This is a genomic window from Devosia sp. FKR38 (assembly GCF_005222805.1).
Lineage (GTDB): Bacteria > Pseudomonadota > Alphaproteobacteria > Rhizobiales > Devosiaceae > Devosia.
Genome location: NZ_STGC01000005.1, coordinates 2,454,093 through 2,479,104, shown reverse-complemented (window position 1 = coordinate 2,479,104; position 25,012 = coordinate 2,454,093). Strand labels below are relative to the sequence as shown.

Here is a 25,012-nt window from a genome sequence, read left to right as displayed (position 1 = left end):
CTAGACGCTGCCCACGGTCTTGAGGCGGATGCGGGGATGCACCTCGTTCTGGCTCATCACCACCGTCTGGGGGCGGAAACGCTCGATGATGGCGCGGACATGCGGGCGGATGCTCGGCGAGGTGATGAGCACGGGCAATTCGCCCATCTGGGCGGCGCGCTCATAGGCCGACTGGATGGCGCCGATGAACTGCTGCAGGCGCGAGGGGGCCATGGCAAGGTGGCGATTGTCGCCATCGCCGACCATGGCTTCGGCAAAGTCGCGCTCCCACTGCGGGCCCAGGGTCAGCAGCGGCAGATTGCCATCGGGGCCCAGATTGGCGGCGCAGAGCTGGCGGGCCAGGCGGCTGCGCACATGCTCGGCGATGATCTGTACCGAGCGGCCGGGGCCGGCGACTTCGGCAATGCCCTCGAGAATGGTCGAGAGATCGCGGATGGAGATGCGTTCGTTGAGCAGGGTCTGCAGCACGCGCTGCACGCCCGAGACCGAGATCATGCCGGGGACGATGTCTTCCACCAGCTTCTGTTGTTCCTTGGGCAGGCCGGACAGCAGCGACTGCACATTGGCGTAGCTCAGCAGGTCCGAGACATTGGCCTTGAGCACTTCAGTGAGGTGCGTGGAAATCACCGTCGAGGGATCGATGATCGAGAGGCCCCGCAGTTCGGCCTCGTCGCGCAGGGCGGGCTCGATCCAGGTGGCGGGCAGGCCAAAGGTCGGCTCGGTGGTGTGGTGGCCCGGCAGGTCGATCTTGTTGCCATAGGGGTCCATGACCATGAGCTGGTTGGCATAGATCTCGCCGGCGCCGGCTTCGACTTCCTTGATGCGAACCTTATAGGCATTGGGCTCGAGCTGCATGTTGTCGAGAATGCGCACGGGCGGCATGACAAAGCCCAACTCGGTGGCCAGCTGGCGGCGCAGCGCCTTGATCTGCTCGGTGAGCCGATCGGAGCCGTTTTCATCTTCCTTGACGAGGCTGAGCAGGCCATAGCCGAGCTCAAGCTTGAGTTCGTCGATGCGCAGGCTGTCGGTGATGGGCTGCTCTTCCGGGGCCGGCTGCTTGCCGCCGCCGGGCAAGGCCGATGCCTTTGCCAGGGCACCCGCCGCCGCATCCTGGCGGTTCTCGTCCTTGGTGCGGGCCGAGCGCCAGCCGACATAGCCGACCAGGCCCGAAATGGCGAGGAAGGGGATGATGGGCATGCCGGGCAGGAAGGCCAGCAGGCCCATGACCGCCGAGGACATGCCCAGGGCGCGCGGATAGCCGGTGAACTGGGCGGACAAGGCCTTGTCGGCGGAGCCGGTGACGCCGGACTTGGAGACGAGGATACCGGCGGCAGTCGAGACGATCAGCGCCGGGATCTGGGAGACCAGGCCGTCGCCGATGGTGAGCAGGGTATAGACATTGCCGGCCTCCTGGATGGAGAGGCCTTCCTGCATCATGCCGATGAAGATGCCGGCGATGACGTTGATAAAGGTGATGATCAGGCCGGCGATGGCGTCGCCACGCACGAATTTGGAGGCACCATCCATGTTACCGAAAAAGGCGCTTTCGCCTTCCAGCTCGGCGCGGCGCTTTTTGGCAGTATCCTCGTCGATCAGCCCGGCGCTGAGATCGGCATCGATGGCCATCTGCTTGCCGGGCATGGCATCGAGGTTGAAGCGGGCGGCCACTTCGGCGATACGGCCAGAACCCTTGGTGATGACGATGAAGTTGACGATCACCAGAATGGCAAAGACCACCACGCCGATGACGAAGTTGCCGCGCATCACGAAGTGGCCGAAGGCCTCGATGACGTGGCCGGCGGCCTGGGTGCCGGTGTGGCCCTCGCCCAGGATCAGGCGAGTGGTGGCCAGATTCAGACCCAGCCGCAGCATGGTGGCGATCAGCAGGACCGTGGGGAACGACGAGAATTCCAGCGGCTTCTGAATGAACAGCGCCGTCATCAGGATCATCACCGAGAAGACGATCGACACCGCCAGCAGGCCATCGAGCAGCAGGGCCGGCATGGGGACGATGAGGATGACGATGAGGCCCATGACGCCGGCCGCCAGGGCGATATCGCCCGAGCGCAGCATGTCCACCACCGAACCGGGGGTGGGCAGCTTGAAGGGGCTATGGGCGCGGCCGCTGGGCAGGTCGGTCATCTAGGTCCTAAGCGACTGAGCGTCGTTCGCCGGGTTCGGGCACTTTGGTGCCCTCATCGGCATATTGGTTGAGCTTGTTGCGCAGGGTGCGGATGGAAATGCCCAGGATGGTGGCCGCATGGGTGCGGTTGCCCAGAGTATGGTCCAGGGTATCCAGGATCAGGTCGCGCTCGACATCGGCCACGGTGCGGCCGACCAGGGCCGCCGACATGGACTGGGCCGTTTGCGCCAGCTGCGAGGAGAGCGAGCTGGCGGCGGCGACTTCGGACAGGCCCATGCCATCGGGCAGCACGATGGCATCGGGGCCGATAACGACGCCCGACGACAGCAGAACTGCCCGATGCAGGGTATTCTCCAGCTCCCGCACATTCCCCGGCCAGGGGGCTTGCAGGAGCGCCGCGCGCGCATCAGGGGAAAGCATGCGCAGGGGCAGGCCATTGGCCTTGGAGTATTTCGCGACGAAGTGTTCGGACAGCGCAACGATATCGCCCGGGCGATCGCGCAGCGCTGGCAGCTTGAGATTGATGACATTGAGGCGGAACAGCAGATCCTCGCGGAAGCTGCCTTCGCGCACGGCCTCGTTGAGGTTGCGGTTGGAGGTGGCCAGGATGCGGATATCGACCGGCACGGGCTTGCTGCCACCGACGCGATCGATCAGCCGCTCCTGGATGGCGCGCAGCAGCTTGGACTGCAGGCGCACGTCCATTTCGCTGATTTCGTCGAGCAGCAGCGTGCCGCCCGAGGCTTCCTCGAACTTGCCGATGCGGCGGGCGACGGCGCCGGTGAAGGCGCCCTTCTCGTGGCCGAAGAGTTCGGATTCCAGCAGCGCCTCGGGAATGGCGGCGCAGTTGATGGAAATGAACGGCTTGTTGGCGCGCTTACTGCGGGCGTGGACGTATTTGGCGATGACTTCCTTGCCGGTGCCGCTCTCGCCGGTGATCAGGATCGAGGCGTCGGAGCCGGCAATCTGGTCGGCCATCTTGACCACGCGTTCCATGGCGGGATCGCGATAGAGGAATTCGGCGCTTTCGCGGGCGACGGCGGCAATGACGGCGGCAATCAGCTCGGCGTCGGGCGGCAGGGGGATATATTCCTTGGCGCCGGCGCGGATGGCGTTCACGGCGGCGGCGGCATTGGTTTCGACGCCGCAGGCCACCACGGGAATGGCAATGCGTTCCGATTCGAGGCCGGCGATCAGCCCGGCAATATCCATGACGACATCAACCAGCAGCAGATCAGCGCCGCGCCCGGCGCGCAGGGCCGCCAGAGCGATCTCAACCGATGGGGCGTGGGCAACCTTGGCCCCGCCGTTCATGGCCATCTTGGTGGCTTCGCTGAGTTGGCCTTCGAGGGCCCCGATGATGAGCAAACGCATCTTGAGCTCCTTTACTGCGGTTTGATGATTTCGGTCATGGTGACGCCGAGCTTGGATTCGACCAGCACGATTTCACCGCGGGCGACCAGGCGCTCGTTGATGAAGATCTCGACGGCCTCGCCGACCTGACGGTCGAGTTCGATGACCGTGCCGGTATCGAGCTTGAGCAGTTCGGAGACCGGCATCTTGGTGCGGCCCAGCACCACGGAAATGCGGACGGGCACGTCAAAGACGGCCTCGAGGTCGGCGGCAGTGCGCTCGACATGCGGCTCGGGCGCGTCGTCCTTTACGGTTGCCAGCATTTCCTCAAAGCTGAGGCCCTCGTCGGTACCGGGTTCGTTGTCGGAAGCGCTCACGGGCTGCTCTCCTGTGCTTTGCCCGATCCGGCCTTGGCGGCCAGATAGGCAGAAATCTTGCGGTCGATGTCTTTGGAAACGGCGCCGATGTCGCGCACCAGGCCACCATCGACCCATTCGAGCTTGCCGTCGCCGACGCGCTGGTCGGGATCACCCATGACAACCAGACGGCCCGAGAAGCCCGAGGTCTGCATATGGGCGGTGGCGACGTCGCGAATGCCGTCGGCAATGGAGGGATGGCAGCGGATCACCAGATGCGGCACGCCGTTGAGGCTCTGCATGCATTCGGCGATCAGGGCATCGAGTTCGAGCGTGGGGTAGCGGGCGAGCAGGTGCAGCGCCAGCTTGCGGCCGACGGTGGCGGCCAGTTCGATGGCCTCGCGCCGCGCTTCGTTGGTGGCGTCGTCGAGCGCAGCGGCCATTTCGGCGGTATGCGTTGCCAGTGCGGCGGCAGCCGAGGCCAGGGTCTGGGCGGCCATGGCGGTGGAGTTGCGTTCACCGGCAGCCATGCCTTCGGCATAGGCCTCCTCGCGGGCCTGGGCCACCAGCTGGGCCACCAGGTCCTCGGGCACAGTGGCCTTGACGGGCGCGGCGGCGCTGCGCTTGCCCATGTCCAGATCGAAGGTGAAACGTGCGGGTTGAGCCACTTATGCCACCATCTGGTCGTCGGCTTTGGTCTTGAGGATGACGATCTCGCCCTTGGCCGCCAGATCCTTGGCGGTGGAGACCATGCGGCCCTGGGCTTCGTCGACATCCTTGAGACGCACGGGGCCCATGGCCTCCATGTCGTCCTTGAGCAGCTTGGCGGTGCGGGTGGCCATGTTGTTGAAGAAAGTTTCCTTGATGGTCTCGTTGGCGCCCTTGAGCGCCATGGCCAGTTCTTTCTTGTCCATGCGCGAGAGCAGGGTCTGGATGGCGGAGGTTTCGAGCTTTGCCAGATCCTCGAAGGTGAACATGAGGGCCTTGATGCGCTCGGCGTCATCGCGGCTGTTCTCTTCGAGCGTGGTGATGAAGCGCGCTTCGGTCTGGCGATCGAAGGAGTTGAAGATTTCGGCCATCTGCTCGTGGCTGTCGCGGCGCTTGGAGTGGTTGAGCGTGGACATGAATTCGGTGCGCAGGGTGTTCTCGATCTTTTCGAGAATTTCCTTCTGCACGGGATCAAGGCCGAGCATGCGGGTGACCACTTCCATGGCCAGTTCCTCAGGGAGGACTGCCAGGACCTTGGAGGCGTGGTCGGTGGCGATCTTGGAGAGGACCACAGCAATGGTCTGGGGATATTCGTTCTTGAGATAGGCGGCCAGCACGTCGGCCTGCACGTTGGAGAGCTTCTCCCACATGTTGCGGCCGGCCGGACCACGGATCTCTTCCATGATGGAATCGACTTTGTCCTGGCTGAGGAAGCTGAGTAGCAGGCGCTCGGTGGAATCGGTATTGCCGGCCAGCGAGCCGTTGGATGAGATGGTGGTGACGAATTCGATCATCAACTCGTCGAGCATGTCCTGGGTGATCGGGCCCAGGCGCACCATGGCGCGGCTGAGCTGCTTGACCTCGAGTTCGTCGAGTTCATCAAAAATGGGCTTGCCATAATCCGGACCCAGGGCGAGCAGCAGGGCGGCGGCCTTTTCGTCGCCCTTGAGCACGCGCTGCTGGGTGGTGTTGCTGACCACCAGCTGGTTGGGGGCGGCTTCGCCAAGTTCGGTTGACTGGGGGACGACTGCCATGGCGGTTACGCTGCACTACCCAGCCAGTCGCGCACGATGAGCGCGGCCTGCTTGGGGTTTTCTTCGACGAGGGTGCCCACGGTCTTGAGGGTCTGGAGCTGGGTTTCGCCCATGGACTTGGCGTTGCTGACCCAGGCGGGCGTCTTGTCGCGCGGCGCCTCGGCTTCGTCGGCAATCAGCTGGCCATTGGCGCCGACCATGCCATTGTGGCCCACTTCGGCGGCTGAGGGCAGGGCCAGCGGCTGGGTTTCGGGCGTCAGCACCTTCTTGAGCAGCGGACGCATGACGAAGAAGACCAGGGCCAGGGCGATGAGCAGGGTCACGGCCATTTCGGCGCCGTTCATGATGTCGTCGCGGGTGAAGTCGAACAGGCCGCCAGCCGCATCGGTGCCCGGCGTTGCCAGGCCCGGACGCTCGGCAAACTGCATGTTGACCACTTCGACGGTGTCGCCACGGGTCTCCGAATAGCCGACGGCGGAGCGGACCAGGGTCAGGATCTGGGCGACTTCATCGGCGGTGCGGGGCGTATAGGTGAGATTGCCCGAGCCATCGTCAGTATAGACACCGTCGACAACCACGGCGACCGAGAGGCGCTTGACAGCGCCGGCTTCGGTGACGGCGGTCTGGGTGGTCTTGGAAATCTCGTAATTGGTGACTTCCTCGGTCGAATTGCCCTGATCGGTGGTGCCGGTGCCGCCGGCACCCGAGGCACCGGGCAGTTCATTGGCGACGGTGACCTGGCCATTGGTGGCGCCAGAGACGTTCTGGCTCTCGCGCACCTGGCTGGAGCGGACGACCTGGCCATTGGGGTCGAAGGTTTCCTGGGTGGTGGTGGAGCGGTTGAAGTCGACCTCGGCGCTGACCTCGACGCGGGCCCGACCGGCGCCCACCACATTGGCCAGCATGTCCTCAACACGCGTGCGCAGCATGTTCTCAAAGCTCAGGGTGCGCTCGGCGCCCTGGCCCACCAGGGCATCCTGCTCGTCGCCGGTGCCGGAGGCGAGCAGATTGCCCTGATCGTCGACGATCGAGACCAGCGAGGGCTTGAGGCCTTCGACGGCAGAGGCCACCAGATGCTGGATGGCCTGGATTTCGCCGGTGGACAGTTCGCCCCGCACCGAGAGCACGATGGAGGCGGAGGGGTCCTTGCGCTCGCGCTGGAACAGGGCGCGTTCGGGCAGCACCAGGTGCACCCGGGCGGACTTGATGCGGTTCAGCGAGGTGATGGTGCGGGCCAGTTCGCCTTCCAGCGCCCGCACATTGTTGATGTTCTGGACGAAGCTGGTGGCGCCCAGGGTCGACTGCTGGTCGAAGATCTCGTAGCCGACCTGCCCGCGCTGGGGGAGACCCGAGCCGGCCAGGCTCATGCGCAGGGTGGTGATCTGGTCGCGGGGGACCAGAATCGTGTCGCCATCGCCACGCAGCTCGTAGGGGACGTTCTGCGTTTGCAATTCGGACAGGATGGCCGAGGAATCTTCCAGGCTCAGACCGGTGTAGAGCGGGGCCAGGTTAGGGGTCTGAGCGCGCAGGATGAGGAAAGCGAAGAAGCCCATCATCAGAATGGCAACGGTTGCCATCGCGGCCAGGCGCGGCAAACCAATACGACTGATGAGCTGGGAGAAACTATCCACGCCGGCACTCGATTCCAACTGGACCGGATCAACGCAGGTGCGTTTCGGTCGCTGGGCAAAAATTACCTAGCTGATGGTAAACATTGTCTTAACTCTTGGTGGCAGAATGCGAATTGCGGCATAAATTGCCGGGCTGGGTAAACCAAAGGTACCAAAATGCTGAAATTGCTGGGGCGGATCACCTCAATCAACGTGCGCAAGGCGCTCTGGGTGCTCGATGAGTTGGGTCTGGCCTATGAACGGGAGGATTGGGGCCTGCCCATCCGCGACCCCAAGGTGCCCGAATTCCTGGCCCTAAACCCTAATGCACAGGTGCCGGTGCTGCTGGACGGCGATTTCGTGCTGTGGGAGAGCGTGGCGGTGATGGCCTATCTTAACGAAGCCCATGGTGGCGGCGTGCTGATGCCCAAGGACGCCAAGGCGCGGGCGCTGGCCATGCAGTGGGTGCAGTGGCAGAGCACGGAAATGGGCCGGCACTGGGTCTATCCCCTTAACGCGCTGGTAAGGAAGACGCCGGGCTTTGACGATGCCGACAGACTGGCCAAGAGCGTCGCCGCCTGGACGCAGACCATGGGGATCATCGAGGCCCAGCTGGACAAGGGCATGCCCTTTGTGGCCGGGGACAGTTTCACCCTTGCCGATATTTCCATCACGCTGGGGCTGCATCGCTGGTTCGCGACGCCGATCGCCCATGCGCCCATGCCGGCCGCGGAGGCCTATTACCGGCGCATGGCTGAGCGGCCGGCGGCAGCGCCCTGGCTGACTGCCGCCACGCCTTAAGGCCACACAACAGCAAAGCCCGCCCGGATTGGCTCCGGGCGGGCTTTGAAATGTCTGAGCTTGAGAGCCTTGCGGCTCAGCCTTCGCGATAGTGCTGGATCCAGGTGGTCCGCAGCCCGGCAAGTCCGTGCTTGTCGATAGCGGCCTGCCAGTTCAGGAATTCGTCGACGCTCAGGGTATAGCGATCGCAGGCCTCTTCAAGGCTGAGCAGACCGCCGCGCACTGCTGCGACGACTTCGGCTTTACGGCGGATGACCCACCTCCGCGTGTTGGCGGGGGGAAGGTCTGCGATCGTGAGCGGACTTCCGTCCGGTCCGATAACGTACTTAACGCGAGGACGCATTTGTACGGTCATTTTACTCTCTACTCAACCTGACCATATGCTGAGAGAGTAGGCCAACGGCCTTAAAATTCGACTAAGGGGATGCTTACAACAGGTTAAGAATGGGCTTGAATATCAAAGGATTGATTCCAAGTCCTCACACATGAAAACGCCCCCGAAAACGGGGGCGTAACTGGCCTGGCCAGGAGCCGATCAGGCGTCCGACTTGGGCGCGGTGACATCGGGCACGCGCACGTCGGTAATGTCGGTGATCGAGACACGGCGGCTGCCGACGGTGAGCACCGGGATGTCGCTGGTGAAATCCACGGCGCTGACGATGCCGATCGAGGCCGTGCTGATCTTGACGTCCTTGCCGTTGGCATCCTTGCCCTGGATGTCGATGGTGTAGATGCCGTTGGGTTTGACATTGCCATCGCTGCCCTTGCCGTCCCAGCGGAAGGTGCCGGGGCCAGACGCAATGGGGCCGTTCTGGGTATAGACCACCTGGCCATTCTTGTCCTTGATGGTCACGGTGGCATTGGCGGCCTTGGCTTCCGCGCTATAGGCCCAGAACACGGCGTCCTTGTCGGTCAGCTCGCCGGTCTTGCCCGAGGAGGTGACTTCCTTGCCGATGTAGGACACGGCATCGGACTTGGCGGTGTTCTGGCCGGCCAGCATCAGTGTTTCGAGAAACTCATTGGTCTTGAGCTGCTGCTCGACGCCGCTGAACTGCACCAGTTGCTGGGTGAACTGGTTGGTGTCGAGCGGATCGAGGGGATTCTGGTTCTTGAGCTGGGTGGTCAGGATGTTGAGAAAGGTGTCGAAATTGTCGGCAATGCCGGAGCGCGCCGAGCTTGTCGCCGATGATGAGGTGTTGGAACCTGAAACGCCGCTGACAGCCATGATACCTACTCCTTACGCGATGATATTGACGCCGCTGGCCGAAAGGCTCGCGCGGTAAAGATTGATGGTGGGCGGGGCCTCTTCGCCCCCTTCGCCGGCCTTGACCTGAAAGCCAAAGGGATTGCCCTGCTGGTCACGGCCCTGCTGCTGGCCGCCACTGAAGGGGCTCTGGCGCAGGGAGAATTCGAGATTGGTCTTGGCGCTGTCGAGGCCGGCCTGCTGCAGGGCCCGCTCCAGCGCGCGCTGGTCGCGCTGCATGAGGTCCAGCGTCTCGGCCTTGTCGACGATCAGATGGGCCTTGACGTGACCGGAGGCGCCGATGTCGAGCTTGACGTCGATGCGCCCCAGTTCGGGCGGATCGAGGCGCATCTGGAAGCGGGCATTGCCATCATTGACCTGGCGCACCAGCTCGAAGGCGATCTGGGGCAGGTTGAGCTGCTGCTGGCTGGTCTGGTAGCCAGCCTGGACGACGCGCGGGGCTACGGCATCGACGCGGGCCACCTGCGCCGGCTGGCTGGCGGCCGGGGGCTGGACATCGACCGGCTTGTCGGGCGCTGCGGCGGCCGCCGCAGCGGGCGCCTTGGCGTCGACCGGCTTGCTGTCGGGGCGCGCATCGCTGCTCCCGGCCTTGTCGCCGCCCTTGTCGGTGCCGGTGTCGGGCTTGCTGCCGCTGTCGGCGGTGACGGCGGCGGTCGTGGCCGGCTTTGCGGCCTGGGCACTGTCGCTGCCTTCGGTGCTGCTGGCCTGGGCCGCGGCCTGGGTGTCACCCTTGCCGGTCAGAGCGGGTTCAGTCAGCTTGAGGTTTGGGGTCGCCAAAGTCGGCGCCGCGGCGGCTGCATCGCTCTTGGTGGCTGTTGTCGTCAGCTTGGCGAGTGCGGCGGCGAGGTCGGCATCGGGCTTGGCATCATCGGCCAGGCCCAGCGCCGCCAGGTCGACGGGAGTGTCGGACTTGCCGTTGAGCGCCTGGAGCAGCGCCTGCAGCTTGCTGCCGACGGCCTTGAGCTGGCCGGGATGGACAATCTCGGGGGCGGTGCTGGGATCGGCCGTCGCGGCGCTGGCCGCGCGCAGGGCCTGGATCAGTGGCGCCAGGGCGTTGGTGACCTCGGCCTTGGGTGTGGTGGCGTCGGCCGTGACAGCCAGCAGGCCGCTCAGCGTTGCATCGTCGGCCGCGTTGCCGATGTCGCTGGACAGGTCGATATTGAACTTGGCGCCCAGGGTCTCGAGGGCGGCATCGATGCGCTTGAGCAGCTCGGGATCAATAGCTTCGCCCGCGTCGAGGCTCTGCTTGAGGCTGGCCAAGTCCTTGACCAGATCGGTGAACGTGGCCTTGACGTCGATGTCGTTCTGGAAGGCGACCGGCGCGTCGATGACCGCGGCAACGGCCTGGGGATCGGCAGACTGATCGTCCTTGGCTTCGCCGTCGGCACCGTCGGCCTGCGTGAATTTGGCCAGGCTCGCGAGCGCTGCGTCGATCATGCCGGCCATGCCGCCGCGCGCGGCCTTGTCGGCGCGTTCGGCGTGGCCCAGCAGGGCGGCAAAGGTGCCGTCGGTGGCATCATTGCCATCGGTACTGGCCGCGGCATTGAACGCCCGGGCAGGCGCGCCGGAGGCAGAGCTGGGCGTAACGGTCAAATGAGATACCACGGCGGAACTCGCGAAAAGGAGACTGATCCACCCCTATCAATGCAAGAGCCTTGCCAACTCAGAGTGAGAGCGGGAAATCGCTTGGCATCAATGGGTTGTAGAAATAGCGGCGCCCGGTAGCGCTGAGGTCGCAGCTGCCATGCGGCAAGACTTGCCGGGCAAAACTTGCGAGCGGGGTGGGAAGGCGCTATGCAGCGGCAGCTTTCCTCCGCTGGCCCTTGAACCCAACCGGATTAGGATCTGATGCTGAACTCGCTTGATATTGCCAAGCGCCCCCAGGACACGCGCATTGTCGTGGCCATGTCGGGTGGCGTGGATTCCTCTGTGGTCGCGGGCCTGCTGGCCCGCCAGGGTTATGATGTGGTGGGGGTGACCCTGCAGCTCTATGACCATGGCGAGGCGACGCACCGCAAGGGTGCGTGCTGTGCCGGTCAGGACATCCATGACGCGCGCCGCGTGGCGGCGACGCTGGGCATTCCCCACTATGTGCTGGACTATGAAGAGCGCTTCAAAAAGAGCGTGATCGCGCCGTTCGCCAATGCCTATCAGCAGGGCGAGACGCCGGTGCCCTGCATCGCCTGCAACCAGTCGGTCAAGTTCGTGGACCTGATGGCGGTGGCGCAGGAGCTGGGCGCCGATGCGCTGGCCACGGGCCATTATGTGCAGTCCAAGCTGGGGCCCGATGGCCGGCGGCAGCTGTTCCGCCCGGTCGATGGCGAGCGCGACCAGACCTATTTCCTGTTCGCCACCACGCAGGAGCAGCTCGACTATCTGCGCTTTCCGCTCGGCGGCATGGGCAAGGCCGAGGTGCGCGAGCTGGCGCGGGAGATGGGGCTTGAGATCGCCGACAAGCACGACAGCCAGGACATCTGCTTTGTGCCGCAGGGCAAATATGCCGACATCATCCGCAAGATGCACCCCGAGGCCGCGGCCAAGGGCGAGATCGTGCATCTGGATGGGCGCGTGCTGGGCACGCATGAGGGCATCGTCAATTTCACCATCGGCCAGCGCAAGGGCCTGGGCGTGGCGGCGGCCGAGCCGCTCTATGTCATCAAGCTCGAGCACAGAAGCGGCCGGGTGATCGTGGGGCCGCGCGAGGCGCTCAAGACCCATACCGTGCGGCTGCGCGATGTGAACTGGCTGGCCGGGACGCCTCTGGCGGAGATGACGGCGGGCAATGGTGCGCCGGTCGAGGTCAAGGTGCGCTCGACCCGTGGGCCGCAGCCGGCGGTGATCCAGAGCCGGGATGGCGAGGTGTTCGTGACGCTGGTGAGTGGCGAATATGGCATTTCGCCGGGCCAGGCCTGCGTGTTCTATGCCGATGACACGGCGACATCGGCGGTGTGGGGCGGCGGCTTTATTGCCGAGGCCGTGCCACAGGTGTTTGCGGCCTAGGCTCGATCAGGGCGAGACGGACGGGGCTGGCGGAGTTGTCGCCGGTGCCCCGATGTCGGGCGTTGCGGCCTTGGCGGCGTTGGCCGCTTCCTTGAGCTCCTGATAGGAGCTCAGCCCGCCCATGGACGTGGAAATGGCGATCAGCACCAGCAGGGCGCCGAGCACGAGCAGCACGACGCGCGAGCGGGTGAGGGCGAAGGGGCTCAGCTTGGGCTCTTCCATCAGACACTCCGAAAAAATCGTTGGTCACCGCCAAAGGATGGCCGCGCTTGCGGCGTCTTAGCACTACAATGGGTCCAGAGGTAAGGCTCGGCAGGTGCATGGCTTGGTGATGGGACTGACTGCCGCAGGGGCGGGCGAGGCCGGCGAGGCGCTGACGCGAGCGCTGGTGGTGCGCGCGCAGAATGGCGATGCGGAGGCGTTCGGCGAGCTTCTTGCCGCGCATTATGACCGCATCTATCGCACGGCCTGGAAATGGTGCGGCAATCGCAGCGATGCCGAGGATGTGGCGCAGGATGTGTGCGTGAAGCTGGGGAGCGTGATTGCCCAGTTTGACGGACGCTCGGCCTTTTCCAGCTGGGTGTTTCGCATCACGCTCAACATGGTGCGCGACATGCAGCGGGCCGGCAAGCGCCGCGGGCGCCATGTCGATGCCTATGCCGAACTGGCGCCGGACAGCCAGCGGGCCGAGCAGGAAGACGGGCTGGAGCACGCGGCGCTGTGGGCGGCGGTGCGCCGCCTGCCCGAGCAGCAGCGCGACGCCGTGCTGCTGGTCTATGCCGAAGAGATGAGCCACGCGGCTGCGGCCGAGATCATGGGCATCAGGGAAGCGACCGTGTCGTTCCATGTGCACCAGGCCCGCAAGACCCTGAGGGGGCTGCTATGACTGACAAGATGAATCCTGACGAATTCGATGCCCTCAAGGGCGGACCGGTGCCGGCGGCGCGCGATGCGGCGCGGGAGCGGGCGCTGGCGGCCGGCATGGCAGCCTTTGCGGCCCAGCAGCAAAAAAAGACGGTCCCAACCAAAGGCGGCGCCCTCGGCGCGCGTCTGAGGTCCATCATCACTTCCTTGAAAGGGAATTCGATCATGGACCTGCGCTACCCCCTGGGCACGGCCGCCGTTGCCCTGTTGTTGCTGCCGCTGGGCTATCAGCTCTATTCCACCACCGCGCTGACGCCGGGCGGGACCAGCCCGACCACCACTGTCGCGGCCAAGCCAGCGGCGCCCGAAAAGGCGGACGACACATCCGCGTTGGTTGATAAGGCAACCGAAGCCGAGGTGGTGCCGGCTGAACAGGCCAGTGTTGCGCCGGTGGCGCCTGAGGCCGATGCGGTGGCGTCAGCGGCGGCTGTGCTGGCGGAGCCGGCCCCGTCGACACTGCCGGTGGCGCCCAGCCCGGCGGGGAGCGTTGTGGTCAGCCGCGGGGTGATTGCGCCTCAGATGGCCCAGGAGTCCATGGTGGCAGGGAAGATGATGGCTGGAACGCCGGCCCCCTCCGTAATGGCGGCGCCGATGGATGGTCTCTCGGGCGACAGCTTCGCCCGCTTTGAGGAACAGCGGCTCAAGGTGGCGGCCGAGGAACCGGTTTCGACGTTTTCGATCGATGTCGACACGGCCAGCTACAGCTATGTGCGGCGGGCGCTGGAGGACGGCTATGTGCCCGAGCCCGACGCCGTGCGCATCGAGGAGATGGTCAACTATTTCCCCTATGACTATCCCGCCGCGACGGGCGCTGACGCGCCGTTCAAGCCGACGATGGCGGTGTTCCCCACGCCCTGGAACCCCAAGACCGAGCTGCTGCAGATCGGCATCAAGGGCTATGTGCCGCCGGCCGATGGCGTACACAAGCCGAGCAATCTGGTGTTCCTGATCGATACCTCCGGCTCGATGGACGAAGCCGACAAGCTGCCGCTGCTCAAGCGGGCCTTTGGCTTGCTGGTGGATCAGCTGGGCGACGAGGACACGGTGTCGATCGTGGCCTATGCCGGCTCTGCCGGCGTGGTGCTGGAGCCCACCAAGGCGGCGCAGAAGGCGCGCATCCTGGGGGCGCTGGACGATCTATCTGCTGGCGGCAGCACGGCGGGCGCCGAGGGGATCGAGCTGGCCTATCGGCTGGCCGACGAGGCGCGGGTGGCCGATGGCACCAATCGGGTGATCCTGGCGACGGATGGCGATTTCAATGTCGGCATCGATGATCCGGAAAAGCTCAAGGACTTCATCGCAGCCAAGCGACAGAGCGGGGTGACTCTGTCGGTGCTGGGCTTTGGGCGTGGCAATCTCGATGATGCCACCATGCAGGCGCTGGCCCAGAACGGGAATGGCAATGCCAGCTATATCTCGAGCTTCCGCGAGGCGCAGAAGGTGCTGGTGGCCGAGCTGGGCGGGACGCTCGACATGATCGCCAAGGATGTGAAGATCCAGATCGAGTTCAATCCGGCGGTGGTCAGCGAATATCGGCTGATCGGCTATGAGACGCGCATGCTGAACCGCGAGGATTTCAACAATGACGCGGTGGATGCGGGGGACGTGGGCGCGGGAACGACGGTGACGGCGCTCTATGAGATCACCCCGGTGGGGGCGGGCGGAGCGCTGGTCGATCCGCTGCGCTATGGCACCGAGCCGGCTGGCGCGGCGCCGGCGAGTGCGGGCGAGATCGGCTTTCTCAAGATGCGCTACAAGCTGCCGGGGAGCGATGTGAGCCAGCTGATCGAAGCGCCGGTGACGCCGGACCTGGTCTATGGCGACATTGCCGATGTCGGCGATGACATGCGCTTTGCTGCTGCGGTGGCCGCCTTCGGGCAGAAGCTCAAGGGCAGTGTCTATGGCGGCGACATGAGCTGGTCCGATATTGCGGCGCTGGCGCAGTCGGCCAAGGGCACCGACGAGGGCGGCTATCGCGCCGAGTTCATTGCGCTGGTCAAGACGGCGGGTCTGCTCAAGCCGGACGGGACCCAAGACAAGGCCGTCGATTGCGCCACCGATAGCTGCCCGGAAAACTGAAACAGAAAGGGGGCCCATGTGGCCCCCTTTCTCATTGTGCTTCTGACCGGAACAAGCCGGCCATGGTGCGCGTTGGTGCTAGACCAGCGGCTTGAGATTGGCTTCGATGCTGGCGCGGCGGCTTTCGAGGAACGGCGGCAGCGCCAGGCTTTCGCCCAGGGTTTCCATCGGCTCGTCGGCGGCAAAGCCGGGGACATCGGTGGCGATCTCGAACAGGATGCCATTGGGCTCGCGGAAATAGAGCGAGGTGAAGTAGAAGCGCTCGACCTCGCCCGAGGAGCGGATACCGGCGCGGGTGACGCGCTCGATCCAAAGCCGCAGACTGTCCTGATCGGGCGTGCGGAAGGCGACGTGGTGTACGCCGCCAGCACCGGGACGAGCCGGAGGCAGGGTCGGATCGACCACGACATGCAGTTCGGCGCCCGGGCCGCCGGGGCCCATCTCAAAGACATGGGTTTCGGCGGTGTGGCTGGTCATGGCGTAGGAGCGGACCTTGCGCATGTTCATCACCTGGGTCAGCACGGCCTCGGTGCGGTCGAGCCGCGGCACGGCCATGGAAATGGGGCCCAGGCCGATGATCTGCCGCTCGGCCGGCACGGGCGACTTGGCCCAGGGCACGACCGTATTGGCGGCGTCGATGACCATGCGGAAGCGCTGGCCTTCGAAATCCTCAAAGTCGAGCGAGAGCTGGCCATTGCGCTCCTTGATGGCGCTGGAGCCGACATTGTGGGTCTGCAGATGCTCCTTCCACCATTTCAGGCTCTCTTCGCTGTCGACGCGCAGGCCGGTGCGGCTGACGGTGTGATTGCCGCGCTGCTCGCGCCCGGTGTTGAAATCGAAGAAGGTCAGGTCAGCGCCCGGCGAGGCGACGCCGTCGCCATAGAACAGGTGATAGGCGGTGGTATCGTCCTGATTGACGGTCTTTTTGATCAGCCGCATGCCCAGGGTCTTTGTATAGAAGGCCAGGTTCTTGCTGGCCTGGGCCGTTACGGCGGTGAGATGATGGATGCCGCCCAGTTCGAGGGTCATGGTCTGTCTCCTGTGCTTTGGCCTGAAGGCTTGGTTGACGCAGATGTAGTGCAGGTCGCTGGCTTTGGGCAGCGGCACGATCGCGACAGACCGGTGTCGATTGTTGAACAACCCAAGATGATGCTTTGTCGGGGCGGCAAGCCGCTTGACAGGCGGGAGGGCCAAACCTAAATAGACCGCAGCTGCGCCGCGCTGATCATTCGGCCGCGCATCGCCTATGGCGGAGTAGCTCAGTTGGTTAGAGCAGCGGAATCATAATCCGTGTGTCCCCAGTTCAAATCTGGGCTTCGCTACCATTCAAACCCCCGGGAAACCGGGGGTTTTTTGTTTTCTGGTGTCGCGCGCGGCGCCGTGCCCGGCGGAGGGTGCTGGGCGGGCCGGTGGTGGTGACGCTGGTGGGTTAGCCGGCTTGGCGCATTGCCTGGTCTTTGGGGGTGACGACCGGCGTGCCGGAGACCGGGTCGGGATAGACGGCGCAGTCGAGATCGTAGACGTCACGCAGCAGCGCTGGGGTGACGACGTCGGCGGGGGTGCCCTGGGCGACGATTCTGCCGGCGTGCATCACCACGAGGCGATCGCCATAGCGGGCGGCCTGGGCGATGTCGTGCAGCACGACGATGCTGGTGCGGCCGGCATTGTGCAGCTGGCGCACCAGTTCGAGCGTTTCCACCTGGTGGCGGATGTCGAGGAAGGTGGTGGGCTCGTCCAACATGACATAGGGCGTGTCCTGGGCCAGGGCCATGGCGATGAACACGCGCTGGCGTTGGCCGCCGGAGAGTTCGGCGACGGGCTTGTGGCGCAGATCGTCGAGGCCGGTGGTGGCGATGGCCTGGTCAACCAGGTCGATATCGCGGGCCGAGCGCAGGCCGAGCAGGGACTGATGCGGCGCGCGGCCATAGCCGACGAGCTGTTCGACCGAAATGGCGACGGGCACGACCGGGCTTTGCGGCAGATAGGCAATCGTTCGGGCGACGCGCTTGGGATCGCTGCGCAGCACATCGAGCCCATCGACATGGATGGTGCCCTGGCGCGGCTTGAGCAGCCGACCAATGGTCTTGAGCAGGGTGGACTTGCCGCAACCATTGGGTCCGATCAGGACCGTGACCTCGCCGGTGCGGATCTCGAGATCGATGTTTTCGACAATGGCGCGGTCGCGGCCATAGCCGGCGGTGACGCCCGTGATGACAATGCTCATCAGTCCTGCTCCAGGGCGGTGGTCAGCATGATGTAAACGAAGAACGGCGCGCCGATCAGCGCGGTGATGATGCCAGCCGATATTTCGACGGGCGGCGCGATGGCGCGGCCCAGGCCATCGGCGAACACCACCAGCAGCATGCCCACCAGCATGGCCACCGGCAGCATGAGCCGGTGCGCACCGCCCACCAGGCGGCGGGCGATATGGGGCGCCATCAGGCCGACAAAGCCCATGATGCCGACCACGGCGACGGAGACGCTGGCCAGAAGGGTGGCGACGACCAGCAGCAGCAGGCGCTGGCGGGGGACGTTGAGGCCCAGGCCGGTGGCTGTGCCTTCGCCGAGCGCCATGAGATCGAGCCGATAGGACAGCAGCAGCGCCAGGGCGCTGAGGGTCAATAGCGGCAGCCAGCTGATCGCGACATGGGCCCAGGTGCGGCCCCAGAGCGAGCCGGTAAGCCAGATCATGGGGGCGGAGCTTTCGCTGTCGTTGGAGACAATGAGCAGATAATCGACGCCCGCTTCAAAGACAAAGCCGACGGCGACGCCGATCAGCGCCAGATGGATGGCCGAGAGGCGCCGATAATGGGCGACGAGCATGACAAAGCCGGCCGCACAGAATCCGCCGAGGCAAGCGGCCAGCGGCATCCAGACCTGCGGAATGGCGGGGAAGACCAGCACCAGCCCCAGCGCGAAGAGGGCGGCGCCCGAATTGATGCCGATGATGTTAGGGCTGGCCAGGGGATTGCGGATCACCCCCTGGATGATGGCGCCCGACAGGGCCAGGGCGCCGCCAGTGAGCAGGGCCAGCACCATGCGCGGCAGCCGCGATTTCATGATGATATAGGCCTGCTGCTCGCCGGGCAGATTGAACAGCGTATTGACGATGACCTCGACAGGAATGGCCACGGCGCCGACGCTGAGCCCCCAGAGCGCAGCGGCGATGACCAGCACGACAAGGCCGGCAATGAGGAGGATGGCGCGGCTGGGCGCGACGGTCCGGCGCTGGGCGGGGAGGGTATCGATCATGCCATGTTCCGGGCGCGCAGCGTGGCATAGAGGAAATAGGGCGCGCCGATCAGGGCGCAGATGACGCCAAGCGGGGTTTCATAGGGGAAGCGCACCAGCTTGGAGACGACATCGGCCAGCAGCACCAGCCCGGCGCCGCCCAGGGCCACGGCCGGGACCAGCAGGCGATGATTGGTGCCGAACCACAGCCGGCAGAGATGGGGCATCACCAGGCCGACAAACATCACCGGGCCCGCCGCCGCGACGCTGGCGCCTGTCAGTACAGCGGCCAGCATGGCGCCGATCAAGCGGGCGCGGCGCGGGTCGACGCCCAGGCCCTGGCTGGCGCCGTCGCCCAGCGCGAGAATGTTAAAGTTATGGGCCATGGCGAGACTGAGCACGAGGCCACCTGTGGCCCAGAGCAGCAGCGGCAGCGCCTGATCGAGACGGGCCGACGAGATGTCAGCCGAGGTCCAGGTCAGCACCAGGCGGGAAAGATTGTCGTCGAGCGTGAAGGTGAAGCGGACAAAGGCGAAGCTGAATGCACCCACGGTGACGCCGGCCAGGATTAGCCGCATGGAATCAAGGCGTCCGCCCAGGCCGCCGGCAATGGAAAAGGTGATGATGCCGGCCAACACTGCCCCGATGATGGCCATGACGTCGAGATTGACCACCATGAGCCCGGGCACCACGAGCCCGACGGCAACGCCGAGCGCTGCGCCCTGGTTGATGCCCAGGATGGATTCAGAGGCCAGGGGATTGCGCGTGATGGCCTGCAGCGCCAGGCCGGCAAGGGCCAGATTGACGCCGATCAGCCCGGCCACCAGGGTGCGCGGCAGACGCAGATCGACCACCGCAGAGCGGGCCAGGCTGCCGTCGTTGATGAACAGCAGTTGCAGCACATTGGTGATGCCGACGTCGCTGCGCTGACCAATGGTCAGCGACAGCAGTGCTGCAAGCAGCACTGCTGTCGCCAGAAGCGCAAAGCGGAGAGCGGTGGGCACGTTAGCGCTTGAGCTGCTTGACGATGTCCACCAGATTGGCGGCGCTGACTTCGGAGGCGATGACGCCGCGCAGACGCGACCATTCATGGGCTGTCACGTCGAACAGATTGCCGGACTTGACCGCGTCGAGGTTGTCGTAGAGCGGCTGGCCAACCCAGCTGTCGGTGAGGCCGGGATCAGCATATTTGCCGCGCAGGATGATCTGCGGATTGATCTCGGAGAGCTGCTCGAGCGAGGTGTTGACGACGGCCTCCTCATAGGTGTGGCCATCGGGGGTGGGCATATTGCTCTTGAAGCCGAACCAGGCCAGCAGCGAGCCATTGTAGCTCACTGGCGAGTGCAGGAAGATGCCTTCGCCATTGTCGATGAGGAACTGGGCGGACCAGCCCGAAACATCGCCGATCTCAGCCTTGAAGGCGTCCATCTTGGCGGTGTGTTCGGCCATGCGGGCGTCCATCTCGGCGTCCTTGCCGACGGCATGGGCAATGGTCTTGGCGGCCTCCATGGCCACCTCATAGGTGCCGGTGAGGCTATCGAAGGCGATGGTCGGCGCGATTTCGCTGAGGGCGCCATAGATGGCCTCATGCCGGCTGGTGTCGGCGATGATGAGGTCGGGCTTGAGCGAGGCAATGACTTCGAGGCTCGGCGACTTGCGCGTGCCAACCGAGGTCCACTCGTCCCCAATGACCTTGGTGTAGGCCGGAACGACGGAGTCGCGCTTGTCGTCATCGGCGATGCCGATCGGCGCAACGCCAACCGCCGCCAGGGTGTCCACGAAGCTATATTCGAGCACGACAATGCGCTGTGGGTGATCGGGGACGTCGGTGACGCCGAGGTCATGGGTGATTTCGGTGGCCTGCGCCGGCAAGGCGACAAGCATGATCGCGCCGGCAAAGCCAGCGACAAGCGATTTGATGGACATGGATAACCCCAGGCAATGTGGCCGTGAGCCCTCGCTCCGGCGGCGAAAGTGCTAGCGCCAACAAACATGACATGTCAATTCATATTATTGGGATTCTGAGGTGCTGGTGACGTCTAAAGGGCTGCTGTCCATCCCTTTCCGGCACGCAGGCGGAGGGCGAGGCGCACCTGCTGGTGCCGAATTGCCTAGCACGGTACTGGGATATTGGGGTCGGTCTGGTGTCGGCGGCGCTTGAGATTTCTCCGGTCGGTGATGTTCTCAGACCAGCGCTGCGACGAACTGCTGTGGAAGACTGGGCGCTGGGCACCGACGCGTGCGCTGGATAGCTGGAATGGTCGTGAGCGCGGGTGCATGGTGCGGATGATTTTAGCCGCGGGTCCTGCCATGCCATTTCCTGATCTGATCCAGCCCGAACTGGGTGCCTATTCTAGCAGCGTCGAGACGCCCGGAGATTTCGCGGCGTTCTGGGCACAGACCATTGCCGAGGCGCGGGGCATTGGTGGAACGGTGAGCCTGGTGCGTGCCGAGACCAGCCTGCGAGCGGTCGAGGTCTGTGATGTGACGTTCCCCGGCTTTGGCGGCCATCCGGTCAAGGGCTGGCTGGTGCTGCCCACCCAGCGCAGCGGCAAGCTGCCGCTGGTGGTGCAATATGTCGGCTATGGCGGCGGGCGGGGTTTTCCGCATGAGCAGCTGCATTGGGCGGCGTCGGGCTATGCCTATTTCCGCATGGATACGCGCGGGCAGGGCAGCGGCTGGAGCACGGGCGCCACGGCGGACCCGGTGGGCTCGACGGCGTCATTGCCTGGCGTGATGACCAAGGGCGTGCTGGACAAGGCGGATTACTATTATCGCCGGGTGTTCACCGATGGCGTGCGGGCGATCGATGCGCTGGTGGCCCATGCGGCGATCGATGCCGAGCGCATTGCGGTGTGCGGTGGCAGCCAGGGCGGTGGCATAGCGCTGGCCGTGGCGGGGATCGACCCACGCGTGAAGGCAGCGATGCCTGATGTTCCCTTCCTTTGTGACTTCCCGCGGGCGGTGCAGAAGGCTGGCCGCGATCCCTATGGCGAGATCGTGCGCTTTCTGGCCCAGCATCGGGACAAGAAGGCTCAAGTGTTCGAAACCCTGCGCTATTTCGACGGCGTCTGCTTTGCGCGCCAGGCCAAGGCGCCCAGCCTGTTCTCGGTGGCGGTGATGGACGACATCTGCCCGCCCTCGACGGTCTATGGCGCGTTCAATGCCTATGCCGTCGCGGACAAGAGCATTGTCGAATATGAGTTCAACAATCACGAGGGTGGCGGGCCGTTCCAGGAGCGGGCGCAGATGGACTGGCTGGGCGCGCGTTTCAAACCCTAGGGAAAAGCCAAGCGGGGTCTTGTCTGATGCAAGAAATGCAAATATTGCATTGGTGAGACACGAGAGCTGACATGGCCCCGCAGAAGCGCGCAAATCAGGCTGATATAGCCGAACGCCTAGGCGTTTCGGTGAGCACGGTGTCGCGGGCGCTGGCCAATGAAATCGGCATCAGCGAGGTGGTGCGGCGCGATGTGCAGCGCATGGCGCGGGCGCTGGGCTATAGATCCAAGCACATCACCGGCGTAACGGCGGGCGACAAGCGGGCCGTGGCGCTGGTGCCGCTGGGGAGTGCGACGAGCGGGCTCTCGGGCTTTTATTTCGGCATTGTCGAGGGCATGCGGCAGCAGGCGGCAGAGGCTGGCATGGTGCTGGACGTGCGGTTGATCAATGAGCGGATGGTCACGCTCGACCTGATCCGCAAGCAGATCGACCAAGCCGATGCCGGCGGGCTGCTGCTGGCGGGGATCGACCCCTGGGATGAGCTGACGCGATGGTGCGCCGAGGCGGCAATCCCCGTGGTGCTGGTCAATGGCAGCGACCCGCAGATGCGGTTCAGCTCGGTGTCGCCGGACAATTTCTACGGCGCCTATCTGGCGACGCAGCGCCTGCTCGACGCCGGGCATCGGCGCATATTGCACTATACGCACCGCTACCGCCCGACGATCCTGCAGCGGCAGCGCGGCTTCGAGGCGGCCATTGCGGCAACGCCCGGCGCGCAAGGGACAATCGTCAACACGGCCGAGCGGGAAACGCGTGACCTGCTGGCTGATCTGTTGGCCGGCAAGCATGACGTGACGGCCCTGTTCAGCTGGAACGACATTGCGGCAGTGGAAATGCTGGAGGCCATTTATGGACCGGACAGCCCACTGCCCCAGGGTTTTTCGATCATCGGCTTTGACGATCTGCCGCTGGCCGGCATGGCGACGCCGCGGCTGAGCACCATCAGGGTGGACCGCGAGGCCATCGGGCGCGGCGCGGTGCGCCTGCTGGGCCAGCATATGGATGGCGAGGCCAGCGTGCAGCAGCTGCAGATCGGCGTCACCATGGTCGAGGGTGAGACCGTGTCCCGGCTGGCTACCTGACCGCTTTCCAGCGGATCCCCAGCGGATTTTTCTTCTCGTCCTGCTGCATTTTGTTCGCCCGGGCGGCGCTTTCGACAGGCTATGGCCTTGTTCGTCCGACGCAAAATGAACAAAATTGCGTTTATTGCGTGAATTGCGCAAATTGCTTGAATGAACGCAAATTGTGAAATAGGCTTTCCCCATGCAGCGATCTCCAAGACAGCCCCTGTGGCTGCGTGATCGCGCAAGAGGGAGGCTGGTCCTTGGATCTGCGACGCTGGAACGTCAGACAGGTGCGGATGGTGCTGGAAACGGCGCCCGGCTTTGCGCCGCTGCCGCAGGACGGTGCTGGTGTTGCGGCGCAGGTGGGCGCGGCGGCGGTTTCGGCGCTGGTGGAGCAGGCGCGGGCCGATGCACGGATGCCAATCCCAGCGTTGCCGGCGAGCCTTTACGCCGAGTTTCAGCGCAATGGCCGGCGCGAGGGCTATGAGGATGCGCAGCGGGAACGGCGGCAGATGCTGTACCGGCTGGTGCTGGCCGAATGGCTGGGCGGCACGGGCGAATTCATCGATGCGGTCGAGGACTTAACCTGGGCGCGGCTGGAGGAGGTCAACTGGGCCTGGCCGGCACATGCGCGGCGGCTCGATGCAGCCGATCACCCGACGCTGGACCTGGCAGCGGCGATGACGGCGCTCGATCTGGCCGAGATGGATTATCTGTTGGGATCACGGCTTTCGCCGGAACTGCCGGCAAGAGTGCGGCAGGAAATCGAGCGGCGGGCCATCGGGCCGTTCCTCGACCGGGACGACCATTGGTGGCTGCATGCGACGCCGGAAAAGGCGGTGAACAACTGGACGGCGGTTTGTGTCGCCGGGGTGGTGGGCGCAGCCTGCTACCTGGTGACGGACAAGGATCGGCTGGCTGGGATCATCACCCGCGGGCTGCACAGCCTTGCCGACTATCTCGAGACTTTCGACAGCCAGGGCGGCTCGTCAGAGGGGCCGGACTACTGGTCCTATGGCTTTGGAAATTATGTCGTTTTGGCGCAGATCCTGGCCGCGCGGACGGGCGGCAGGATTAACCTGATGGACGATGCGCTGGTGGCGGAGATCGCCCGGTTCCCGCTGCGGACGATGATGGCGCCGGGCATCTGGGTCAGCTTTTCGGACTCCGATAGCCGGCCGCAGTTTCCGCCGGGGTTGTTGGCCTATCTGGCCGACCGGCTGGACCTGCCGGCGTTGAGCGGCCTGGGGCGGGACAACGATTTTGCGGTCGTGGGACACAACCAGTTTGTCTGGCCCTTGCGCCAGTTTGTCTCGCCATTGCCCAGCGATAGTGCCGCTTTTGGCGGGGGTCTGCACGACTGGTTCGGCGAGATGGGATGGATGATCAGCCGGCTCGATCCGGATGACGCGGGATCGCTGCGACTGGCGGTCAAGGCCGGCCATAATGACGAGATGCACAACCAGAACGACGTCGGCTCGCTGATCGTGGTCAGCAAGGGCAAGGTGGTGCTGACCGACCCCGGACGGGGACGCTATTCGAAGGCCTATTTCGGGCCGGAGCGCTACCAGAACCTGTTCGCCAGCTCGCGCGGACATTCAGTGCCGGTGGTCAATGGTTTCGAGCAGGCGGCAGGCGCCGACCATGGCGCGACGATGTTGGCGCATGACCATGGGCCGGGGGCTGACTTCATACAGTTCGACATGGCGGCGGCCTATCCGACGGCGGCGGGGATCGCTGTGCTGGAGCGAAGCGTGACGCTGGACCGGCAGGCGTCGGGCGGAAAGGTGCTGCTGGCGGATCGCTATGGCTTTGCCGGAGCGGCGGGCGAATTCCAGTCCGTGCTGGTGACGCCGCTGGCGGTGGAGATTGCTGAGGGCAGCGTGCGCATCGGCGACGCCAGCGGCGGGGTGGTGGTGCGGTTTGATCCGCGCCAGCTGGCGGTGACCAGCGAGCCCCATGCAGCCCAAGAAAAACAATATGCGCCATCGGTGGATCTGACGCGGGTGCTGTTCAGCCCGCGCCAGCCGGCACAGGCCGGGACGGTGGCCCTGGAGATCTCGCCGCTCTGAACGGGCGCGGGCGCTGGCCCAATGGCCGGCACGTTGAGGAGAGCGGCAGCTGGGCAGATGCCCAGCGCCATGTGGAGAAGCCGGACAGACA

At 64.9% G+C, this 25,012-nt stretch carries 22 protein-coding genes and 1 tRNA gene; 8 read left to right on the top strand and 15 right to left on the bottom strand.

Going from position 1 to position 25,012, the window contains the following annotated elements:
• From flhA to fliF, 6 genes are read right to left on the bottom strand one after another with little or no spacing between them, the layout of a single operon-like run.
• Positions 1–2,142 carry a flagellar biosynthesis protein FlhA gene (gene flhA / locus E8M79_RS16940; protein WP_137153020.1) on the bottom strand — a complete coding sequence of 714 codons (2,142 nt, stop codon included), beginning with the start codon at positions 2,140–2,142 and terminating at the stop codon, positions 1–3.
• Positions 2,143–2,149: 7 nt separating this feature from the next.
• Positions 2,150–3,517 (bottom strand): sigma-54 dependent transcriptional regulator, encoded by a 1,368-nt coding sequence (locus tag E8M79_RS16935; protein ID WP_137153019.1) that lies wholly within the window; start codon positions 3,515–3,517, stop codon positions 2,150–2,152.
• An 11-nt stretch (positions 3,518–3,528) separates the two neighbouring features.
• The gene (gene fliN, locus E8M79_RS16930) at positions 3,529–3,819 is read right to left on the bottom strand and encodes a flagellar motor switch protein FliN (protein WP_137153430.1); all 291 of its coding nucleotides are present in this window, start codon (positions 3,817–3,819) and stop codon (positions 3,529–3,531) included.
• A gap of 50 nt (positions 3,820–3,869) precedes the next feature.
• Complete coding sequence (locus tag E8M79_RS16925) at positions 3,870–4,520, bottom strand: hypothetical protein (protein WP_137153018.1); 651 nt, start codon at positions 4,518–4,520, stop codon at positions 3,870–3,872.
• Complete coding sequence (fliG, locus tag E8M79_RS16920; protein WP_137153017.1) at positions 4,521–5,594, bottom strand: flagellar motor switch protein FliG; 1,074 nt, start codon at positions 5,592–5,594, stop codon at positions 4,521–4,523.
• A gap of 5 nt (positions 5,595–5,599) precedes the next feature.
• A complete protein-coding gene (gene fliF, locus E8M79_RS16915) occupies positions 5,600–7,225 on the bottom strand; it encodes a flagellar basal-body MS-ring/collar protein FliF (protein ID WP_137153016.1) in 1,626 nt (541 codons plus the stop codon).
• Between the two features lie 156 nt (positions 7,226–7,381).
• Here fliF and E8M79_RS16910 point away from each other — a divergent pair, with 156 nt between their 5' ends.
• Positions 7,382–8,005: a glutathione S-transferase family protein gene (locus E8M79_RS16910; RefSeq protein ID WP_137153015.1), complete on the top strand. Its 624-nt coding sequence runs from the start codon at positions 7,382–7,384 to the stop codon at positions 8,003–8,005.
• A 76-nt stretch (positions 8,006–8,081) separates the two neighbouring features.
• Here E8M79_RS16910 and E8M79_RS16905 read toward each other — a convergent pair whose 3' ends face one another.
• The 3 genes from E8M79_RS16905 to E8M79_RS16895 all read right to left on the bottom strand — a co-directional run bounded on the left by E8M79_RS16905 (position 8,082) and on the right by E8M79_RS16895 (position 10,862).
• The gene (locus E8M79_RS16905) at positions 8,082–8,360 is read right to left on the bottom strand and encodes a DUF1153 domain-containing protein (protein WP_035102845.1); all 279 of its coding nucleotides are present in this window, start codon (positions 8,358–8,360) and stop codon (positions 8,082–8,084) included.
• A 180-nt stretch (positions 8,361–8,540) separates the two neighbouring features.
• Positions 8,541–9,230 carry a flagellar hook assembly protein FlgD gene (locus E8M79_RS16900; protein ID WP_137153014.1) on the bottom strand — a complete coding sequence of 230 codons (690 nt, stop codon included), beginning with the start codon at positions 9,228–9,230 and terminating at the stop codon, positions 8,541–8,543.
• 12 nt (positions 9,231–9,242) lie between these two features.
• Complete coding sequence (locus tag E8M79_RS16895; RefSeq protein WP_137153013.1) at positions 9,243–10,862, bottom strand: flagellar hook-length control protein FliK; 1,620 nt, start codon at positions 10,860–10,862, stop codon at positions 9,243–9,245.
• Between the two features lie 252 nt (positions 10,863–11,114).
• Between E8M79_RS16895 and mnmA the strand changes: the two genes are divergently transcribed.
• Positions 11,115–12,269: a tRNA 2-thiouridine(34) synthase MnmA gene (gene mnmA, locus E8M79_RS16890; protein ID WP_171015945.1), complete on the top strand. Its 1,155-nt coding sequence runs from the start codon at positions 11,115–11,117 to the stop codon at positions 12,267–12,269.
• A 6-nt stretch (positions 12,270–12,275) separates the two neighbouring features.
• Here mnmA and E8M79_RS16885 read toward each other — a convergent pair whose 3' ends face one another.
• Complete coding sequence (locus E8M79_RS16885) at positions 12,276–12,491, bottom strand: hypothetical protein (RefSeq protein ID WP_137153011.1); 216 nt, start codon at positions 12,489–12,491, stop codon at positions 12,276–12,278.
• A gap of 109 nt (positions 12,492–12,600) precedes the next feature.
• Here E8M79_RS16885 and E8M79_RS16880 point away from each other — a divergent pair, with 109 nt between their 5' ends.
• Together E8M79_RS16880 and E8M79_RS16875 are read left to right on the top strand one after the other, a co-directional pair.
• Positions 12,601–13,155 (top strand): RNA polymerase sigma factor, encoded by a 555-nt coding sequence (locus E8M79_RS16880; protein ID WP_137153429.1) that lies wholly within the window; start codon positions 12,601–12,603, stop codon positions 13,153–13,155.
• The gene (locus E8M79_RS16875) at positions 13,152–15,272 is read left to right on the top strand and encodes a VWA domain-containing protein (RefSeq protein WP_248305022.1); all 2,121 of its coding nucleotides are present in this window, start codon (positions 13,152–13,154) and stop codon (positions 15,270–15,272) included. Before E8M79_RS16880 ends, E8M79_RS16875 begins: the two co-directional genes overlap by 4 nt.
• A gap of 78 nt (positions 15,273–15,350) precedes the next feature.
• Here the strand turns inward: E8M79_RS16875 and E8M79_RS16870 are convergent, their stop codons facing one another.
• Complete coding sequence (locus tag E8M79_RS16870) at positions 15,351–16,301, bottom strand: ring-cleaving dioxygenase (RefSeq protein ID WP_137153010.1); 951 nt, start codon at positions 16,299–16,301, stop codon at positions 15,351–15,353.
• Positions 16,302–16,520: 219 nt separating this feature from the next.
• On the opposite strand from E8M79_RS16870, the gene E8M79_RS16865 reads away from it, so the two are divergent.
• Positions 16,521–16,597, top strand: a tRNA-Met gene (locus tag E8M79_RS16865).
• Between the two features lie 104 nt (positions 16,598–16,701).
• Here the strand turns inward: E8M79_RS16865 and E8M79_RS16860 are convergent.
• Genes E8M79_RS16860 through E8M79_RS16845 form a run of 4 tightly spaced genes read right to left on the bottom strand, consistent with a single transcriptional unit; the run spans position 16,702 to position 20,429 of the window.
• Positions 16,702–17,496, bottom strand: a complete 795-nt coding sequence (locus E8M79_RS16860; protein ID WP_137153009.1) for an ABC transporter ATP-binding protein — start codon at positions 17,494–17,496, stop codon at positions 16,702–16,704.
• Positions 17,496–18,524: an iron ABC transporter permease gene (locus E8M79_RS16855; protein WP_205747924.1), complete on the bottom strand. Its 1,029-nt coding sequence runs from the start codon at positions 18,522–18,524 to the stop codon at positions 17,496–17,498. The genes E8M79_RS16860 and E8M79_RS16855 overlap by 1 nt, the downstream gene beginning before the upstream one ends.
• Entirely contained in the window at positions 18,521–19,468 is a 948-nt protein-coding gene (locus tag E8M79_RS16850; protein ID WP_205747923.1) for an iron ABC transporter permease, read from the bottom strand. The genes E8M79_RS16855 and E8M79_RS16850 overlap by 4 nt, the downstream gene beginning before the upstream one ends.
• Before the next feature lie 40 nt (positions 19,469–19,508).
• The gene (locus E8M79_RS16845) at positions 19,509–20,429 is read right to left on the bottom strand and encodes a Fe(3+) dicitrate ABC transporter substrate-binding protein (protein WP_137153007.1); all 921 of its coding nucleotides are present in this window, start codon (positions 20,427–20,429) and stop codon (positions 19,509–19,511) included.
• Positions 20,430–20,813: 384 nt separating this feature from the next.
• On the opposite strand from E8M79_RS16845, the gene E8M79_RS16840 reads away from it, so the two are divergent.
• From E8M79_RS16840 to E8M79_RS16830, 3 genes are all read left to right on the top strand, one after another.
• Positions 20,814–21,785: an acetylxylan esterase gene (locus tag E8M79_RS16840; RefSeq protein ID WP_137153006.1), complete on the top strand. Its 972-nt coding sequence runs from the start codon at positions 20,814–20,816 to the stop codon at positions 21,783–21,785.
• Positions 21,786–21,856: 71 nt separating this feature from the next.
• Positions 21,857–22,867, top strand: coding sequence for a LacI family DNA-binding transcriptional regulator (locus tag E8M79_RS16835; protein WP_137153005.1), 1,011 nt, complete (start codon positions 21,857–21,859; stop codon positions 22,865–22,867).
• A gap of 242 nt (positions 22,868–23,109) precedes the next feature.
• Positions 23,110–24,921: a heparinase II/III family protein gene (locus E8M79_RS16830; RefSeq protein WP_137153004.1), complete on the top strand. Its 1,812-nt coding sequence runs from the start codon at positions 23,110–23,112 to the stop codon at positions 24,919–24,921.
• Positions 24,922–25,012: the final 91 nt, after the last annotated feature.